At 72.1% G+C, this 18,321-nt stretch carries 12 protein-coding genes; 1 reads left to right on the top strand and 11 read right to left on the bottom strand.

Annotated elements, in window-relative coordinates:
- Positions 1-33: 33 nt before the first annotated feature.
- The 4 genes from ACF1BE_RS09095 to ACF1BE_RS09080 form a co-directional block, all read right to left on the bottom strand.
- Positions 34-720, bottom strand: coding sequence for a response regulator (locus ACF1BE_RS09095; RefSeq protein ID WP_392198331.1), 687 nt, complete (start codon positions 718-720; stop codon positions 34-36).
- Positions 717-1,868 carry a sensor histidine kinase gene (locus ACF1BE_RS09090; protein WP_392198330.1) on the bottom strand — a complete coding sequence of 384 codons (1,152 nt, stop codon included), beginning with the start codon at positions 1,866-1,868 and terminating at the stop codon, positions 717-719. Before ACF1BE_RS09090 ends, ACF1BE_RS09095 begins: the two co-directional genes overlap by 4 nt.
- Complete coding sequence (locus ACF1BE_RS09085) at positions 1,865-2,386, bottom strand: DUF1453 domain-containing protein (protein WP_392198329.1); 522 nt, start codon at positions 2,384-2,386, stop codon at positions 1,865-1,867. The genes ACF1BE_RS09090 and ACF1BE_RS09085 overlap by 4 nt, the downstream gene beginning before the upstream one ends.
- A 448-nt stretch (positions 2,387-2,834) precedes the next feature.
- On the bottom strand, positions 2,835-4,958 hold the full coding sequence (locus ACF1BE_RS09080) for a type IIA DNA topoisomerase subunit B (protein WP_392198328.1): 2,124 nt from the start codon (positions 4,956-4,958) through the stop codon (positions 2,835-2,837).
- Positions 4,959-5,398: 440 nt separating this feature from the next.
- Here ACF1BE_RS09080 and ACF1BE_RS09075 point away from each other — a divergent pair, with 440 nt between their 5' ends.
- Positions 5,399-5,629 (top strand): hypothetical protein, encoded by a 231-nt coding sequence (locus ACF1BE_RS09075; RefSeq protein ID WP_392198327.1) that lies wholly within the window; start codon positions 5,399-5,401, stop codon positions 5,627-5,629.
- A gap of 120 nt (positions 5,630-5,749) precedes the next feature.
- Here the strand turns inward: ACF1BE_RS09075 and ACF1BE_RS09070 are convergent, their stop codons facing one another.
- From ACF1BE_RS09070 to ACF1BE_RS09040, 7 genes are all read right to left on the bottom strand, one after another.
- Positions 5,750-6,589: a S1 family peptidase gene (locus tag ACF1BE_RS09070; protein WP_392198326.1), complete on the bottom strand. Its 840-nt coding sequence runs from the start codon at positions 6,587-6,589 to the stop codon at positions 5,750-5,752.
- 123 nt (positions 6,590-6,712) lie between these two features.
- The gene (locus ACF1BE_RS09065; protein WP_392198325.1) at positions 6,713-8,254 is read right to left on the bottom strand and encodes an RNA polymerase sigma factor; all 1,542 of its coding nucleotides are present in this window, start codon (positions 8,252-8,254) and stop codon (positions 6,713-6,715) included.
- Between the two features lie 455 nt (positions 8,255-8,709).
- The gene (locus ACF1BE_RS09060) at positions 8,710-9,597 is read right to left on the bottom strand and encodes a FadR/GntR family transcriptional regulator (protein ID WP_392198324.1); all 888 of its coding nucleotides are present in this window, start codon (positions 9,595-9,597) and stop codon (positions 8,710-8,712) included.
- A gap of 162 nt (positions 9,598-9,759) precedes the next feature.
- Entirely contained in the window at positions 9,760-12,441 is a 2,682-nt protein-coding gene (locus tag ACF1BE_RS09055; protein ID WP_392198323.1) for an ATP-binding cassette domain-containing protein, read from the bottom strand.
- 162 nt (positions 12,442-12,603) lie between these two features.
- A complete protein-coding gene (locus tag ACF1BE_RS09050) occupies positions 12,604-13,362 on the bottom strand; it encodes an NUDIX domain-containing protein (RefSeq protein ID WP_392198322.1) in 759 nt (252 codons plus the stop codon).
- A gap of 150 nt (positions 13,363-13,512) precedes the next feature.
- A complete protein-coding gene (locus tag ACF1BE_RS09045) occupies positions 13,513-15,717 on the bottom strand; it encodes a glycogen debranching N-terminal domain-containing protein (RefSeq protein ID WP_392198321.1) in 2,205 nt (734 codons plus the stop codon).
- Between the two features lie 1,016 nt (positions 15,718-16,733).
- Positions 16,734-18,314 (bottom strand): DUF4192 family protein, encoded by a 1,581-nt coding sequence (locus ACF1BE_RS09040; protein ID WP_392198320.1) that lies wholly within the window; start codon positions 18,312-18,314, stop codon positions 16,734-16,736.
- Positions 18,315-18,321: the final 7 nt, after the last annotated feature.

The raw sequence follows: 18,321 nt of genomic DNA, 5'->3' as shown, positions 1-18,321 counted from the left end.
CTCTTCCCCAGGCTCTTCACCCCATCAGGTGATTCATCCGATGGGCGGCCGCACCAGTCCTTTGCTATAGGCGTACCGCACCGCCTGCGCCCGGTCCTTGAGGCCCGTCTTGGCGAAGAGGTTGTTGATGTGGGTTTTCACTGTCGCGGTCGACACATGCAGCCGACGGGCGATCTCCTGGTTGCTGAGGCCTTCGGCGATCAGCACCAGGACCTCGCACTCACGCCCGGTCAATCCGTCCGGTGCCCCGGCGGGCGCGGGCGCCGGCGCGGGATGCTGCGAGAGCCGCTCCAGCAGCCGACGCTGGACACTCGGCGACAGTCCCGCGTCTCCCGACAGCACGCTCCGCACGGCACGGACGATTTCGTCTCCGCCGGCGTCCTTGGTCAAGTACCCGCGGGCACCGGCCCGCAGGGCGGGGAACAGAGACTCGTCGTCCGCGTACGTGGTGAGCACCACCACCTGGGTGCCGGGGTACTGCTCCCTGATCCGCCGGGTGGCTTCCACGCCGTCGCAGCGGGGCATCCTGAGGTCCATCAGGACGACGTCCGGGGAGAGTTCTCCGACCAGCCGCACCGCCTCCTCACCGTCCCCCGCGGCGCCGACGACCTCCACACCGGGCAGCAGCCCGAGCAACATCACGATGCCCTCCCGGACCACGGTCTGGTCGTCGACGACCACCACCCGTGCCGGCTTCTTCTCCCCCTCCGTCTCCGTCATACGGGCACCTTCAGCGTCACCATGAACCCCTCCTCGTCCGGTCCCGCGTCCAGCGAACCGCCCAGCAGCTCGGCACGCTCACGCATGCCCAGCAGACCGTACCCACCTCCGGCTGCGCCGAGTTCGCCCGCGCGTCCACCCGAGTCCCGCACGTGGAGTGCCACTTCGTGCTCCTTGTAGTCGAGCCGCACCCGGACCCTGGCGCCGTGGGCGTGCTTGCGGACGTTCGTCAGCGCCTCCTGCGCGACCCGCCGTACCGCCTGGGACGCCTCGGCCGGCAGCGGCCTGCGCTCACCCGTGACGGTGACCTCGGCGCCGTCTGCCGCGCTGACGAGTTCGCTGAGGAAGTCCTCCAGCGGGGTCAGCTCGCCCCGCAGGGCGGACAGCGCCTGCCGGGTCTCGGAGAGGCCGTCGCGGGCCATTCCCCGGGCGGCCACCACCCGCTCCAGGATCCGCTCGCGGTCGGCGCCGTTCTCGATCAGCAACCGGGCCGCCTCCAGGTGCACCAGTTGCGCCGAGAGGCTGTGGGCCAGCACGTCGTGGATCTCCCGTGCGATGCGGGCCCGCTCGGCCAGCGCGGCGGACTCGGCCTCGGCCGCGCGTGCGGCCCGCTCCTGGGCGAGCAGCCGCTGCGCGCTGCCTCTCGCTTCGGCGTCCAGCCGCAGGACGTATCCGGCCAGGGCCATGCCCGCCACGGTGGCGGCCGTGGTCAGCCAGACGTCGCTGGTGAACGCGGAGTACGAGGCCAGTGCCACCGAGGTCACGGGGACGGCGGCCCCGAGCGGCAGCCGCTCCAACGCGGCGACCCCGCAGCCGCACCAGATCACGAGAGCGGGTCCGGTGAACCCGGTGGCCTCGGCGGCGACCGCGACGCACAGGAGCACGCTCATGAGCGCGAGGGACCGCACCAGCCGGTGCTCGTAGGTGGTCGTGAAGAAGGCCCAGGAGACCAGAGCGACGAGGACGATCGCCCCCGCTGCCGCGAGTGCTCCCCAGGGGCCGACGTGTTTCCGGCTGAAGGCACCCCACAGGAGCGTGGCGAGCACGAGCAGTCTGACAGCCCAGGCGAGCAGGCGGCGGGGCATGGTGATACCCGCACGGCCGAGCGCCTCCCGCGACGGCCAGCGTGTCCAGGCGTTGTCCGTCACACCCGCTCCTTACACGCCGAACGCTTGTCGTCCCCGTACGCCGGGGCCGGTCGGCCGGCGGTGCCGGACGACTGGGCCCGCCAGGCCAGGACCCCACCGCGGACCAGCAGGGTGCCGGCGAGACCGAGCATCAGGGTGGAGCTGTCCTGGCGCAGACCGAGCGCGGAGCCGAGGAGAAAGAGCCCGGCGCGCAGAGCTATGCCGAGGCCCCATACCGCGACGCTCGCCTTCGTGCTTCTGCTGCGGACGGCACCGTCCGGAGCCGTCCAGATGCGCGTGGTCCAGCCCCAGCCCGCGCCAATGGCCAGGCCGAGGAGCAGTTCCGTCGCGAGCAGGGCGGCGGACTCCACACGGTGATGGGCGTCAAGTATTCCGGGCTCGCGCAGGGCGACAACCGCCAGGACCGCGGGTGGGAGCCACCAGCGTCGGTCCGTGTCGATCGCGTGGGCACGGAACTGCCGCGCGATCGCTGTGCCGACGACGGCCACGATCACCAGTGCGTTGACGAGCCCGGACATCGGCGCCTCCCTGACCGCGAAGGTGGTGCCGGAAGCGAGCGCTGCCGACGCCTTCGAAGTTACGGAAAGGAGCAGGTCACGGGATCGGAGCTGGGGTGGATCACGGGTGGAGCCTCCGAACGGCCCGCGTCCACCCCCGGGTGGAGAAACCATCCGGGTCGGCTGCGACGACGGCTCGGGGCGCCCCGTGACCCGAGGGAGTCCGGGGTGACGGAACAGGTGCGTCGCAGTACTGCGGTACGACCAGATCGACTGACCGACTGGCCGACTGGCCGACTGCCATGGAGCGACGGCCGGACACCGGTGGCGGTGGAATCCCCTCCCACCGCCACCGACACCGTTCCGCCCTCCCCGACGCGCCCAGGGGCCTCGGTCTCCAGCCCGTCCGCCGCCTGCACGCACCGCCCCCGGCCTCGGGAACCCCGTCGGCCCGAGCCCGGCGCAGCGGTCACGCGTCGATGCGGGACCGGTCGAGCGTCGCCGCCGAGCTGGAGATGAACTCCTTGCGGGGCGCCACGTCGTTGCCCATCAGCAGGTCGAAGACCTGTTCGGCGGCGTCCAGGTCGGCGAGGTTGATGCGGCGCAGGGTGCGATGGCGCGGGTCCATCGTGGTCTCGGCCAGCTGGTCGGCGTCCATCTCGCCCAGACCCTTGTAGCGCTGGATGGTGTCCTTGTACCGGATGCCCTTGCTCTGGAACTCCATGAGCGTGTCCCGCAGCTCGCGGTCGGAGTACGTGTAGACGTACTTGTCCTGCCCCTTCTTCGGCTGGATCAGCTCGATGCGGTGCAGCGGCGGCACCGCGGCGAAGACCCGGCCCGCCTCGACCATGGGCCGCATGTAGCGCTGGAACAGCGTGAGCAGCAGGCAGCGGATGTGGGAACCGTCCACGTCGGCGTCGGTCATCATGATGATCTTGCCGTAGCGGGCCTGGTCGATGTCGAACGTGCGGCCCGACCCCGCTCCTATGACCTGGATGATCGCGCCGCACTCGGCGTTCTTGAGCATGTCGGTCACGGACGAGCGCTGCACGTTGAGGATCTTGCCGCGGATCGGCAGCAACGCCTGGAACTCGGAGTTCCGTGCCAGCTTGGCCGTGCCGAGCGCGGAGTCGCCCTCGACGATGAACAGCTCGCTGCGGTCGACGTCGTCGCTGCGGCAGTCGGCGAGCTTGGCCGGCAGGGACGAGGACTCCAGGGCGGTCTTCCGGCGCTGGGCGTCCTTGTGCTGGCGTGCCGCGACACGGGTGCGGGCGGCGGCGACCACCTTCTCCATGACCACCCGCGCCTGCGCGGCGGCGTCCCGCTTGGTGGAGGTCAGGAACGCCTTCAGTTCCTTGGAGATCACGTTGAAGACGATGCGGCGGGCCGCCGAGGTGCCGAGCACCTCCTTGGTCTGCCCCTCGAACTGCGGCTCGGCCAGACGCACGGTGACGACCGCGGTCAGGCCCTCCAGCGCGTCGTCCTTGACGATGTCGTCCTCGGCCACGCGCAGCAGCTTCTTGGCGCGCAGCATCTCGTTCATCGTCTTGGCGATGGCCTGTTCGAAACCGGCCACGTGGGTGCCGCCCTTGGGGGTGGCGATGATGTTGACGAACGAGCGCAGGGTGGTGTCGTAGCCGGTGCCCCAGCGCAGCGCCACGTCCACGCCCAGCTCGCGCGTGACCTCGGTGGGGGTCATCTGGCCGTGCTCGTCCAGGACCGGGACCGTCTCCTTGAAGCTGCCCTGGCCCGACAGGCGGAGGACATCGCAGACCGGCTTGTCGCTCGCCAGGAACTCGCAGAACTCGCTGATGCCACCGTCGAAGCGGAAGGACTCCTCGCCCTTGCTGCCGCCGTCGCCCAGACCGAACTCGTCGCGGACGACGATGGTCAGGCCGGGGACCAGGAACGCGGTCTGCCGGGCGCGCTGGTGGAGGTTCTCCAGGGAGAGCTTGGCGTCCTTGAGGAAGATCTGCCGGTCGGCCCAGTAACGCACGCGCGTGCCGCTGCGGGTCTTGGGAACCTTCTTGGTCTTGCGCAGACCGCTCTTGGCCTCGAACTTGGCGTCGGCGCCGGCGGAGGCGAAGGCACCGGGCACGCCACGCCGGAAGCTGATGGCGTGGGTGTGGCCGCCTCGGTCGACCTCGACGTCGAGACGGGCGGAGAGCGCGTTGACCACGGAGGCGCCGACGCCGTGCAGGCCGCCGGAGGCGGCGTAGGAGCCGCCGCCGAACTTGCCGCCCGCGTGAAGCTTGGTCATGACGACCTCGACACCGGACAGGCCCGTCTTCGGCTCCACGTCCACGGGGATGCCACGCCCGTTGTCGCGCACCTCCACCGAGCCGTCGTCGTGGAGGATCACCTCGATGTGGTCGCAGTAGCCACCGAGGGCCTCGTCCACGGAGTTGTCGATGATCTCCCAGAGGCAGTGCATCAGACCGCGGCTGTCGGTCGAGCCGATGTACATGCCCGGGCGCTTGCGCACGGCCTCAAGGCCCTCGAGGACGAGCAGGTGCCGCGCGGTGTAGTTGGAACCGTCCCGGTCTGCTCCTGCCAGCAGCGCTGTGGACGGCACGGACGTATCGGCGGTCACGCGGTTCGCTCCTCGCTGAATTTCAGGTGGCCCCCTTTTGGGTAAGGGGGCGGCTTCGGTCGCCGCTCAGAGGGTACCGAGGCCTGGTAGAGCTGGTGTAACGCCACCCTCGGCGGGAACTCAGACTAGACCAGACTCGCATGGACGTTCGATCCCTCGTCGGAGTGAAGTAGACATCAGGTTCCCTTGGAGGCATGAACCATTTAGGCTCCGGGCACGTCCTCATGAACAACCGGCAACCCGGCCGGGAGGACCGAGACCGCAAGACAGCGCGAACCCGTACGCACCCAGAGACGCACTACGGCACATTCGCCGCCAACCGGCAGCAGACAGCCGCCCCGGAAAGAAATTTTCGAGGAAAAGCCACGAGCGGGAACGTTTTGGGGCTGGTTGGATGTTGACCCTGGTACGACAGCTCGTCGAGCTAGAGAAGAGGCGACGTGACTACTGTTCTGACCCCCGCGAGCCCGCTGACGGCCGCCGATCGCTGCGACCGCTGCGGCGCCCAGGCATACCTGCGCGTCGTCCTGCTGAGCGGCGGAGAACTGCTCTTCTGCGCCCACCACGGTCGCAAGTTCGAGCCGGAACTCAAGAAGATCGCCGCCGAGATACAGGACGAGACGGAGCGGCTGACGTCCGTTCCGGACACCGGTTCTGAAGAAGAGCGCTGAATCTCGCACACACGACGAGCCAGCCCCGGCACAGGCCGGTGAACGGGCGGCCGCCCTTCTCGGGAGCGGCCGCCCGTGCTCATGCTCCCCCCCAGGCACTCACTTGCGCCTTCCAGGGCCCTACGTGGCCTCTGTAGCCGCTTGCAGCGTCCGTGCGACCTCCGAGACCCGCGTGTAGACGCCGGGTCTCCCCGGCCGCCCACAGCCGCTTCCCCACGACACCAGACCGATCAGCCGGCCTCCGGCCACCAGGGGGCCGCCACTGTCCCCCTGGCAGCCGTCGGGGCCACCGGCGAGCTCGCCGGCGCACAGCATGGTGGCGGCCCGGTAGGTGCCCTCCGGACCGCCCGGATAGGCCCGGGCACACGAGTCGTCGGGCAGTACGTGCACGCGTGCGGCGCGCAGCCGGCGCGCGTAGTCCCCTCCGCCGGTCGTGTCGCCCCAGCCGGACACCAAGGCCTCGGTGCCCGGCGCATAGGCCGGGTCGTCCGTGCCGGCCATGGCGACGACCGCGCTCTGCGGCAGCTCCCCGGCAAGAGAGACGAGCGCGAAGTCGCCGGAGTCGGACGTGGGCTCGTACGCGGGATTGACCTGGACGCCCCGTACGGCGATCTCCTCGCCCTCGCCCGACAGCAGGTCCGTGCGGCCCGCGATGACCCTGAGATCACGCACACGGTTCGGTGGCACTCCGAGGGCCTCCTCGGTCATACAGTGGGCCGCGGTGAGCACGACGGTGCGGGCTACGGCCACACCGCCGCAGAACTGACCCGCCCGCGTACCTCCGAACCGGTCACGGCTGGCCAGCGCCACGGTCCACGGAGCTTGCGAGACATCTATCGGGAAGCCCCCGACCACCACACTGCCGGCTGCGGCCGGGCCGGCGGTCACCAGGGGTATGCCGGTCAAGGCGGCCGCCAGGGCGAGCGGCCGGATCAGCGCCCGGGCAATGTAACGGCGCATGCAGACTCCTCACTCGGGGATGCTGCTGGGACACCCAGAGTCAGCCACCGGCCCGCCGCGCGCAGCACGAAGGCCCGGTCCTCCTCGAGGAGGACCGGGCCTTCGCCGTCGTACGACCGCGACCTAGTCGAGGTAGTCGCGCAGCACCTGGGAGCGGGACGGGTGGCGCAGCTTCGACATGGTCTTGGACTCGATCTGGCGGATGCGCTCACGCGTCACGCCATAGACCTTGCCGATCTCGTCGAGGGTCTTGGGCTGACCGTCGGTGAGACCGAAGCGCATGGAGACGACGCCGGCCTCACGCTCGGACAGGGTGTCCAGGACGGAGTGCAGCTGCTCCTGGAGAAGCGTGAAGCTGACCGCGTCGGCCGGGACCACGGCCTCGGAGTCCTCGATGAGGTCACCGAACTCGCTGTCGCCGTCCTCGCCGAGCGGGGTGTGCAGCGAGATGGGCTCGCGACCGTACTTCTGGACCTCGATGACCTTCTCCGGGGTCATGTCGAGTTCCTTGGCCAGCTCCTCCGGGGTGGGCTCGCGGCCCAGGTCCTGGAGCATCTGGCGCTGCACGCGCGCGAGCTTGTTGATGACCTCGACCATGTGCACCGGGATACGGATGGTGCGGGCCTGGTCGGCCATGGCGCGGGTGATCGCCTGACGGATCCACCAGGTGGCGTACGTGGAGAACTTGTAGCCCTTGGTGTAGTCGAACTTCTCGACCGCGCGGATCAGACCGAGGTTGCCCTCCTGGATGAGGTCCAGGAAGAGCATGCCGCGGCCGGTGTAGCGCTTGGCCAGGGAGACCACCAGACGGAGGTTGGCCTCCAGGAGGTGGTTCTTGGCGCGGCGGCCGTCCTCGGCGATGATCTCCAGCTCGCGCTTGAGCTTCGGGGCCAGCTTGTCGGCGTTGGCCAGCTTGTCCTCGGCGAACAGGCCCGCCTCGATGCGCTTGGCCAGCTCGACCTCCTGCTCGGCGTTGAGCAGGGGGACCTTGCCGATCTGCTTCAGGTAGTCCTTGACGGGGTCCGCCGTGGCGCCGGCCGCGGCGACCTGCTGCGCGGGCGCGTCGTCCTCGTCCTCGTCGGACAGGACGAAGCCGGCGCTCTCGGTGACCTCGGGCTCGTCGGCGACCTTGGTGTCCTCGAGGACCTCCTCCTCGAGGAGCTCGACATCGTCCTTCTTGGCCGTGGTCTTCTTGGCGGCCGTCTTCTTGGCGACGGCCTTCTTGGCGACCGTCTTCTTCACGGCCGTCTTCTTGGCGGCGGCCTTCTTGGCGGGTGCGGCTTCCTCGGGGGCATCGGCCTCTGCCGAAGCGGCGGGCGCCGCGGGGGCTGCCGCGGTGGCGGTGGCCTTCCTCGTGGTCACCGTCTTCGCCGCGACCGTCTTGGTGGCGGTGCGCTTGGCCGGACTCTTCGCTGCGACGCTCTTGCGGGTGCGCTTGGGCTCTGCGGCACTGACCATCAGCGTCACACCCTCTTCCTCAAGAATCTGGTTGAGGCTGCGCAGTACGTTCTTCCACTGAGTGGCCGGAATCTGGTCAGCTTCGAAGGCCCGACGCACATCGTCGCCGGCGATCTGCCCCTCAGCCTTTCCCCGCTCAATGAGCGCCATGACAGAGACGGACTCGGCGATCTCCGGCGGGAGCGTACGGGATGTGCTGGCCGACACGAACAACCTCTCGGAACGTTGGAAAACGGCTTCCGGCGCCGCCCAGTACGGACGGGAGCCGACCACCGGCCTGGGGATCGGCCGACGGCGCGGGCGGGGGCCGGGAGGATGCACAGCGCCTGCACTGGCGTCCGTATTCCCTCCGCGGCTGTCACCTCTTAGGTCATCGCGCTGTCTCCACGAGCGTTACGCCCAATCTGCGTGGCCCGAGTCACACCCCGTAAGCAGTCAAAAACGGTCAGATGTGGTCAAACGTGATAGTTGGTGATGTACGGCCGAGCACCCTCACGACCGCGGCGGCCCGTCGCACCGGCGGACCTCGCCACACCCCCGGACCCCGCCGGACTCCAGAGCGTCCGGCAGGGTCCGGCGACGGCCGGCACCCGGGGCCAGGTGCCGACGCGAGCACCGCAGGGACGCCGCACACCGGCGACCGCACCGCGTTCCGCACGCAGTCAGTGCTCACGCGGGGCGGGAACCACGCGCTCCACCTCCGGGTGGATCGCGAGCAGCTGACGCATGGCCGTCTCCGCCGCCGTGCCGTCCCCGGTGCCGAGCGCGTCGACGATCCGCGCGTGCTGCGCGAGAGACGCCTCGGTGGGCCGGTCACAGCCGGTGACCGGGCCACCGGAGACCTGGAGGGCCGCCGAGACGATGCCGGAGAGGTGCTCCAGCATGCGGTTGCCCGCGATCTGGATGAGCATCGCGTGGAACTCGGTGTCGGCGCGCGAATACGTGAGCGCGTCACCCTGGGCCATGGCGTGGCTCATGATCTCGACCATGTCGCACAGGCGCTGCTGCACCTCCTCGCGGCCGTGCCCGGCGGCGAGGCGGGCGGCGAGCGGCTCGATCGTCCAGCGCAGCTCACTCAGCTCCCGGCGCTGGTCGTCGCGCTGGGGCCCGAACGCCCGCCACTCGATGATGTCCGGATCGAGGAGATTCCAGTCGCTGACGGGACGCACGCGCGTTCCGACGTTCGGGCGGGCGCTGACCAGGCCCTTGGCCTCGAGGACGCGGAGGGACTCGCGGACGACGGTACGGGAGACCTCGAACCGCTGGCCGATCTCCTCGGGCACCAGCGGCCGGTCCGCGCCCAGGTCGCCGGAGACGATCATCTGGCCCAGCTGCTGGACCAGCTGGCCGTGCAGTCCGCGCCCGCGGCTGCCCCCGGCCCGCCGGCCGACGCGGCCCAGCTCGGGATCCCCGCCGTCCCAGGCGGGAACGCCGACGCGGTCGGCCATCGGGGTCTCGGCGTAGGGGTAGCGGTCGAATCCGCCCGGGCCGGCCAGACCTGAGTCTGCGGAGCGGGCGGCGGTCATCATGGTGTGCGCAAGGGTACTCACGGATCCTTTGTCGGCGTCCCTTTCAACTCCCTTGAGGTCTTTGGTGAAAAGCACACGAAAGGGTGATCGCTCACCCCGTCGCAATTGACGCCTTATCGGAAAGAAATGGGCGTTCTGAGGGGAGTTGTGGGCACAGTGGGTCCAGAACCGTAGGAGCAGCCGTCACCGGAACCTGGTGCGCAGGGTCGTGAGCACGTACGCGCACAGCAGAGCCGTGAGGGACAACGCGAGCGCGCCGCCGACGGGTTGAGCTACGACCCGCGCGGCTGCGAGCACGTACCGCTCCCCTCCGAAGGGCCACTGCAACAGGAGGACCTGCCGCATCCGCACCGGGAAGCCCGCCGCCATCCTGACGGCGGGGTCCCGCAGCACCTCGTGGACGACGGGGACGACAAGGACCGGTACGGCGAGTACGGCGGCCAGGCCGGCCGACGCCGACCGGAACACACCCGCCGCGAGCACACCGGCCCAGGCACACCCGGTGACCAGCCCGAACCAACTCGCGGTGAGCGAAAGCCAGTCCGCGGGAACTCGGGTGAGCTCCCGTCCGTAGACGACGTAGAGCACTTCGGCGTCGCAGCCCACGGTGAGGAAGGCGAGCAGCGCGGCGGTGGCTCCGGAGACGAGCAGTTTCGCGGTCAGCAGGCCCAGCCGGCGGGGCACGGTGCCGCGGTCCGCCGCCAGGGCGGGGTGGCGGAACTCGTCCCCGAACGCCAGCGCGCCGAGCAGTCCGGCCGCGAGCGCCGCGGGCGGCAGCGGCAGCTCCCGCGGCCAGGCGGCGAACAGCCGCGCCTGCGGGGTGTGACCGAGTCGCGCCAGGAGTACGGCTGTGAAGGCGGACACCACCAGCGCGATGCCGCAGGTGAGGAAGCCGGTGCCGATTCCGGTGGCGCGCCGGACCTCGTAGCGGAGGGGGCGCAGGGGGCTGGGGGCGGGGCGGACGGAGATGGGGGGCGGGAGCGGTGGCAGGGCGGTGACCGTGCGGGCGGCGTCGGGGCGGGCGGTGCGACCGGCCTGCGGCTGCCTGGCCCCGGGGAGCCGGGTGCGGGTGCCGGTGGTGCCTTCCGCGAGCACGCTGTTGGTGCTGGGCTGCGGTCCGGATGCCGTCGCGACCCCGCCTGGGCCGGCGTCGGGCGCGGCCGTCGGGTCGGCGGACCGGCCGCCGGCGGTTCGCGCGCGAATCTCGCCCGGACCCGCGCCGGAGGCGTGCTTGTCATCCGGTGCGGCGTCACCGTGCGCCGTGTCGCCGGCCGAGCAGGAAGCGGCGGCCGGCGACATGCTCGGGGCCGCTGTGCCCGGGCGGGGCTCCGTGCGGTCCGGCACGGGCCGTCGGCCGAGCGCATCGCCGGTCGCGGACGGCTCGCCGGCGGCGGCCCGCGCCCGCTCCGGCACCGGGGAACCCGACGGTCTCCGCGTCTCGTCGGGGACACAGAGGCCGGCCACTGCCCGCTCCGCTTCCGGCGTCGACGGGTCGTCCGCGGTGTGCTCCCGATGCCCCGACAACCGGCCGGACGGTGATGTGTCCCGGCCTTTCGACGGCAGAGCCGGCACCGGGGACCGTTGGACCGTCCCGGACCGGCCGGGACAGGGTTCGGCCGGTCGCGGGTCGATCGCTGCGGTGTCCGGCTTCGTCGCCGGCTCTGCGAAGCGCAACCCGGCGGCCGGGGCGTCGGTCGTGGCGGTGTCCGGCTGCGCAGCGTGTGCCGGCGCGGTAGGCGACTCGCCCACGGCCGGACTCGGGTCTTCCGGTGAGGCATCCGGCGCGGCAGAGACGGCCCGCCCCGCCGGGGAGCCGGGCTCCGTGTCTCTGCGGCCTGCCGGGGTGTGGGTGTGGTCGGCTTCGGCCTGGTCCCGCTCCGCCCGCTTGATGGCATGCTCCGCGTCGGCCCGCTCCTCCGGCGGCGTGTCCGGTGCGGCCCGCCCGGACTCGGCGGACGGTGTTCCCTCGTCACTGCCGGCTCCGGCTCCCGGCCCCATGTCACCTACCTCGTCCGCGAGTTGGTGGACGAGGATGCCGTGGCGGAACGCGATCTCACCGACGTCGGCGGTCGTACTGCCGTACACCGAGAGCCGGTTGCCGTCCTCACGTACGACTTCGACGGAGCGGCGGGTGATGCGGGCGTCCTTGGCGAGGAGAGCCGCGAGGCGTGCGGCGTGAGGGCTGCGAACGGCCACGCGCGGGCGCAGCCGGGTCCGGGCGAACTCCCTTGCCTCCTGGTCGGCGACGAGCCTGCCGCCGTCGAGGGTGACGACCCGGTCGGCGGTGCGTGCGGCCTCTTTCGGTTCGGCCGTGGTGAAAAGCACCGTGCCGCCCTGGGCGGCGTGGGCCCGCAGCATGCCGTGCAGCCACTCCGCCTCGCGGGCGGAGAGGCCGTCGGTCGGTTCGTCCAGGACGAGCGTGTGGGGGTCGGGCAGCAGGGCGCAGGCCAGGCCGAGTCTGCGGTCCATGCCGCGGGACAGCGTCCCGAGGCGCTCCTCCCGGAGGCTGACGAGGCCGACCACTTCGAGCACCTCGTCCGCGCGCCGCGCGGGAACTCCCGCGGCTGCGCACAGCATGCGCAGGTGACCACGTACCGTGCGGGCCGGATGGCCCGGTACGTCTCCGAGGAGTACGCCGACCTCCCGCGACGGATGAGCGATCCGGTGCAGGGGGCGTCCTCTGAAGTAGGTGATGCCTCGCCCGTGTTGGAGTTCGAGCATCAGCTTCAACGCCGTGGTCTTGCCCGCACCGGCGCCACCGAGAAGCGCGGTGACATGCCCGGCGCGCGCCTCGAAGGAAACGTCGTCAAGGGCGGGCGGGTGCGCCTTGCGGGAGTCGCTGGTCAGTCCGAAGGCCTGGATCACCTACAGCAAGATAGCGCGAGATGTCCGTTTTCTGGGTATAAGGCGCTGTACGGCAAGCTGCTGTCTGCCCTGACCCCACCGATGGCCGCCGTTCGACGCAGCCACGACTCGGTGCGGACGGCGGGTGTGCCCGGTCGCCCGGCGGGCTCGCCGCCCCGCGTCTCACACTTCCGGGCGCAGCATCGGCGGGTTGAGCAGGGTGGCGCCACCGGCCCGGAAGAGCTGTGCCGGCCGGCCGCCCTGGCGTGTGGTCGTACCCCCTGTGGGGACGAGGAAGCCGGGGGTGCCGGTGACCTTGCGGTGGAAGTTGCGCGGGTCGAGGGCCACGCCCCACACCGCCTCGTACACCCGGCGCAACTCCCCCACGGTGAACTCGGACGGGCAGAAAGCGGTGGCCAGTGACGAGTACTCGATCTTGGAGCGGGCCCGTTCCACTCCGTCGGCGAGGATCTGGGCGTGGTCGAAGGCGAGTGGCGCCGCGGACTCGCCCTCGCGGGCGTAGCCCGCCTGCTGGAGCAGTTCCTCGACCGGTGCCCAGCGCGCGTTGCTCGCGTCGCCTCCGGCACGCGGTGCGGGCAGGTCGGGCGCGAGCGCGAGATGCGCCACGCTGACCACGCGCATACGCGGGTCCCGCTTCGGGTCGCCATAGGTGGCGAGCTGCTCGAGATGGGCGCCCTGATCCTGAACCGGGACCGAGGGGTCGTGTGCGCGCAGCCCGGTCTCCTCGGCCAGCTCCCGCGCCGCCGCCTGCGACAGATCCTCATCGGCCCGTACGAAGCCCCCCGGCAGTGCCCAGCGCCCCTGGAAGGGGGGCTCACCCCTGCGTACCGCCAGCGCGCACAGTGCGTGGCGGCGCACGGTCAGCACGACCAGGTCCACGGTGACAGCGAAAGGCGGAAAGGCTGACGGGTCGTAGGGCATGCCGCGATCATAGTCGTCTTCCTGACGATAAACACTCCCTTCGTCAACCGCATCGGTGGTGGTTCGGCAGGATCCCGGTACGGCTCACAGGGGTCGGCTCGGATCGTCGACCGAGTGCGCCGCGTGAGGTCCCTCTTGATCCCGGGGGAGTCACGATCCCAGTTGGAGTCCGTCCGCGGCCTCCTCCACCACGGCGAGTCCCAGTCGGCTGATCCGCACGGCGAAGGGTGCGCCTGCGACACGCAGCCCGGTGAGGCTGAGTTCGCCCAGCGGTGCGCTTCGAACGGGGCGCAGGGTGACCGTCCGGGCCGGTACGTCGGGGCGGACACCCGCGAGAGCGGTGAGCACGAGGACCACGGCTGCCGCGCTGGTGGCCGCCGGCCGGCAGGCCGCGGGATGCGGGAGGGGTGCGCTGCCGGCGGAGCGCTGCTCGCCGGCGAACATCTCGGGCAGCCGGTGGCCGAAGTGTTCCGCCGCCCCCAGCAGTCCTCGCAGGAGACCACCGGCTTCCTTCTCGCAGCCGGCCGCAGCCAGTCCTGCGACGGCGAGTGCGGTCTCCTGGACCCGTACAGCCCCGGTCCGGTGGCCGAACGGGTTGTGTCCCGGCTCCTCTGTGCCGAGTCCCCGAAGTCCCCAGCCCGCGTCCATCGCGGGGGTCCCGAGCAATCGGGCGAGGTGTTCGGTGCTCGCCTTGTCCAGCAGACCCGGAGCCGGCCGACCGGCATCGAGCAGGCCGGTGTCGAGGAGGTGGACCGTGGTGGCGGACAGATGGGGAACGGGCCGGCCGTCAGGTGCCAGGGCCGCGGCCGGGCGGCCGCCTCCGCGGTCCTCGATCCAGAAGTCGGCCCGGAAGGCCGCACGCAGGTTCTGGGCCCACTGGCGTAACTCCGTGGCGCCCGGTCTGCCGAAGGCATCGAGGAGGTCGGCGCCGAGCAGGGCCGCGCGGTGCGCATGGGCCTGGGTCTCGCAACGGACCGGGCCTGCCGGATACGGGTCGGGGAGGTAGATACCGTCGCCGGTGGTGGTCCGCAGCCAGGTCAGGCAGTGTTCCGCCGCGGGCAGCAAATCCCTCGTCTCCTGCTCGGGGAGCCCCCAGCGGCGGGCCTCCGCGAGCAGGACGGGGAAGAGCAGAGTGGCCTCCGTCGCGGTGCAGCCCGGCGGGAGGTGCGGGCCCGCGTCGCGTCGTGGACCGGGGATCATCCCGGCCCCGGGGCCTGGACCGTCGAGCTGGGTGCGGGCCAGGGTGCGCAGTGTGCCCGCGGCGAGCCGGGTGCCCAGGGGCAGGGCCATGCGGGCGGCGGCGAGTGCCTCGGCGGGGGCCATTCCGCAGCGCCAGGGGGCGCCCGCCGCAAGGTAGGTGTCGGAGGGGTGTGCGGGGTCGCGCAGCAGCAGGGCATGAAGGTCGGCGACCGCCGCGTGCAGCAGAGGGGCCACCCGGGGGTCGTCGCCTGCCGCCTGCGCGGCGGCGAGGGGGCTGGTCGCGGCCTGGCCCGCCGCTCGCAGCGGGCCTGCGCCTTCCGGCCGTACCCTCAGCTCCACGGCCGCCGTCCCGCCCGGTGGCAGTTCCACTTCCCAGCGCAGCATCCCGGCCGACGCCAGCGCGTCCGAGGGCGGCGGGTCGGCGGTGACACAGGCGGCGGCGTCGGCCGTGGCCCAGCGCAGGCCCGAGTCGTGCACGCTGGCCGTGAGGTCGGGGCCTGCCGTGCCGGAGGCGATGGCGCCGAGTTCCGCCAGGTCGGTGCCGAGGGCGACCTCGACGGGCAGACGCAGTGGACGCAGACCGGTGTTGCGGAGGGTGATCCGTTCGGTTCCGTCGGCGTGGCGTGCCCGTTCGACCACGACGTCCGGGTCGGGGCCCGCCACCGGGGTAACGCGCAGGGTGCCCACGAAGCGGGCGCTGTCGGCTCCGGTCATCCTGGCCTGCATCGGCAGGGGTTCACGTCCTGCGACGCGGACCTGGCACCGCGAGAGCAGGCGCCTGCCGCCTCGGTAGAACCCGTCCAGTCCCCGGCCGGCCAGCTGTCCCGGCTCGCCGGAGATGGCGAGGCCGGGCAGGGCCACACAGATGAGCGCGTCGTGCGTGGGCGGCAGTCCGGGCGCCGAGCGGCTGCCCGGGGCTGTACCCGCGGACGGGACCGCGGCGGGTCGGCGGATCCGTCCCGGGACGGGGGACGGCCGGTTGCCGAGGAGGGACGGGGAGTCGGACAGGGAGGCCGGGGCCGGTGGCAGCGGGCGGCCGGTGGGCTCGGGTGCGGCGGAGCCGGCACCGTGCCCGGGGAACGGCCCGCGGCTGCTCCGGGGCGGATCTTCACGGGCGGCGGAGGGCGGAGACGACTGCGACGGCTGCTGGTGCATGCGGTGGCTTCTTCTGCGCTCGGTGCGCCTCGGACGCGCTGGGCGGCCGAAAGGCCGCCCCGGGGGACAGGGAGGGTGCGGCGGCAGGGCCCGTCCGGGCATTCCGCCACTCAGGTGAACGGAAGGGAACTCGTGCGGGTCACGGCTCGGCTGGGAGAAGCCGATCGAATGGCGGCGTGAGCGGGCGACGGGGGCGTCCGTCTCTGCGGCCCTCGACCGGTTGCGCCGACGGGGGCGGGACCGGGTCGAGGGCGTAGGAGGCGCGCTCCGAGGTGCCCGGCCGAACAGGACGGTCAGAGATAGGAGGGCGAAGAGGGCCGATGCGGCAACGGCACCGCACGGACGGCACCGGACGCCTGCGGTGGGCCTGCTCCGATACCCCCGGGCACCGGTGGCGCGGCGTACACATCGCCGGGCGCCGATCGGACCGCGTGGACACGGCCGGACGCCGGCAGTGCCGTGCGGACGCGTCGATACGCCCATGCCACCGCACGGACACACCCGGAGCCCGGTGGGACGGCGCGGACGCTGCCGGACGCCCGTGGCCCCGCGTGCATACGGCCGGGGGCCGGGGACACGATCGGGCACGACCATGCACTCGTAACCCGGCGTGAACCCGGTCGAAGGCCGGGAATCACGCGCGGGGACAGCTGAAGGCCGGTAGCACCGAGCGGACACCGCTCGATGTCCGTGGCACCGCGCGGACACCTCCGTTCCTGAGTCGTACGGTGCCGACACGGCCGGGCGTCCGAGGTGACCGTGGAACGTCTCCGGACGTCCCGCGGTCCCTGCGAACACCGGCCGAGAGCCGTGACGATGCCGCGGCACCACCCCGCATGGACGGCGTTGCTCCCGCGCCGCCGGTCCCCCCTGACACTCGCCGGACACTGCCCTTCCTCGGCAGCGCGGGCTCGTCGTCACGACCCGGTTCCGGGTGGCCTCCCCGCTCTGCGCCGGCGCGGCCCCGCCTCTCCCCCGGACGTCGGATACCGGCCCGCCCGCGAACCGGCGGGTGCTCATCCGTCGACCTCGGGCTCAGGGCGCCCGCTTTCCGACGGGGTCCCAGTGGTCGTGGTGTCGCCCGTGCCCGTCGCACGCGCGCGTGTGGCGCTCGGGGTGCGGGTGCGGGGCCGTGTGGGTTCGGGAGCGAACGAACGGGGACGGGAGTCGGCCGGCCGGCGTCGGCCACCGGTGGCCCGGGCCGCGTGACGGCTGCCCTCACCGGACTCGGATCGAGCGCGACGCCGGCGATGCGTGTCCGTCCGCGAGCTGGATGCCGTCTCCTCGGCGTCCGCCGATCGGCTCGCCGCGAGCCCGGGCGCCGGGGTCCGCGAGGGCTCGGTGGGCGCACCGTGCGACGCGGGGGCCGATTGTCCCGCGGTCCGCGCCGAGGTCGCTTCCGCCTCCGCCGGTGTGCGTTGCGCGCTCTGCGCCCGCAGGCAGCGGCGGATCGACTCGGGGTCGAGTCCTTCGTTGCAGGCCTGGTGCAGCAGGCGGGCGAAGAGATAGTCAGGATCGGCGCCCAGCGCCATGGCCAGCGCCTCCCGCGCCTCCAGTTCGTCGCCCATGGACCAGGCGACCCAGCCGGCGAGGGTCAGGGGAGCGGCGGCGTGCTCCCCGTAAGGCCCGACGCAGCGGCGGGCCAGGGCGCGCCAGAGCCGGAGAGCCGGGCCGGCCTCCTCCCCCTCCATCCAGGCGGCGGCCCGGTCACGGGTCGTGCGGTCCTGGAGCCCGAGGATCAGCATCGCCGCCTCGTCGTCTTCGAGGAGGTCGTCGTCGCGCACGTCCGCCGGATGTGTGCCCAAGACCGGCGCTGCCGCGGTGTAGCGGCGGATGATCCGCTCGGCGAGGTCCAGGGTCTCCTGCGCGACGCCTTGGCGGGTCGTCTCGTCCAGGATGCGGGGCACCAGGGTCATGCCGGCCGTGTCCAGCGCGATCTCCTGCTCCAGCGCCGCGGTGGTCTCCCAGGGCTGTAGCCGGACATGCAACTCCCTGAGCGTGCCGCGCACCTGGAGGCCGGCATAGGTGGCCGCGGCGGCCAGAACGGAGGTGCCGGGAAGGCCCATCGGTGAGCCGTCCTCGGGGCAGCAGTCCTCGACCGCGCAGCAGTACGACCAGAAGCGGCCGTCCGAGATGCACAGTGCCTCGATGACCGGCACGTCGAGGCTGCCGCACTCGGTGCGCAGCAGATGGGCCAGCCGGCCGAGTCGTCGTTTGACGTCGCGGCCGGACTCTCCAGGGCCGGGCTCCTGGCAGACGTAGGCCACCATGCGCTCGGGCCGGGCTCCGCGCCGCTCGCTGCCGGTGACCAGCCCGCGGGCCAGCTGCCGTGCGGCGGCCTCCCAGTCCTCCTCGTGTGCGGGGATGCCGAGCCGAGCCCGGCCGCCGAACCTGCCCCGGCCCGCGTGATCGTGCAGGGCGACCAGCACCATGCTGTCCTCCGGGCGATACCCCAGCAGGTAGGGCAGTGCGTCGGCCAGTTCCGCCGGGGTGCGCAGAGTGACCTGCGCGGCCTGCTCGGCCGGTTCGGCAGGCGGTTCCCGACGCGTCAACCCGCTGTTCTCGAAGGGCCCGGTGGTCTCGCTGTGATTCGTCATGCGCCGA

This window comes from Streptomyces sp. NPDC014991 (assembly GCF_043080665.1).
Classification (GTDB): domain Bacteria; phylum Actinomycetota; class Actinomycetes; order Streptomycetales; family Streptomycetaceae; genus Streptomyces.
The sequence above is the reverse complement of the archived record's forward strand: the minus strand, read 5'-3'. Positions and strand labels throughout refer to the sequence as shown.

What these genes read in the sequence shown, in the direction of transcription:
- ACF1BE_RS09095 (WP_392198331.1), bottom strand. Translation starts at nt 720, where the DNA reads ATGACGGAGACGGAGGGGGAGAAGAAGCCGGCACGGGTGGTGGTCGTC.
- ACF1BE_RS09085 (WP_392198329.1), bottom strand. Translation starts at nt 2,386, where the DNA reads ATGTCCGGGCTCGTCAACGCACTGGTGATCGTGGCCGTCGTCGGCACA.
- ACF1BE_RS09070 (WP_392198326.1), bottom strand. Translation starts at nt 6,589, where the DNA reads ATGCGCCGTTACATTGCCCGGGCGCTGATCCGGCCGCTCGCCCTGGCG.
- ACF1BE_RS09050 (WP_392198322.1), bottom strand. Translation starts at nt 13,362, where the DNA reads ATGCCCTACGACCCGTCAGCCTTTCCGCCTTTCGCTGTCACCGTGGAC.
- ACF1BE_RS09045 (WP_392198321.1), bottom strand. Translation starts at nt 15,717, where the DNA reads ATGCACCAGCAGCCGTCGCAGTCGTCTCCGCCCTCCGCCGCCCGTGAA.
- ACF1BE_RS09040 (WP_392198320.1), bottom strand. Translation starts at nt 18,314, where the DNA reads ATGACGAATCACAGCGAGACCACCGGGCCCTTCGAGAACAGCGGGTTG.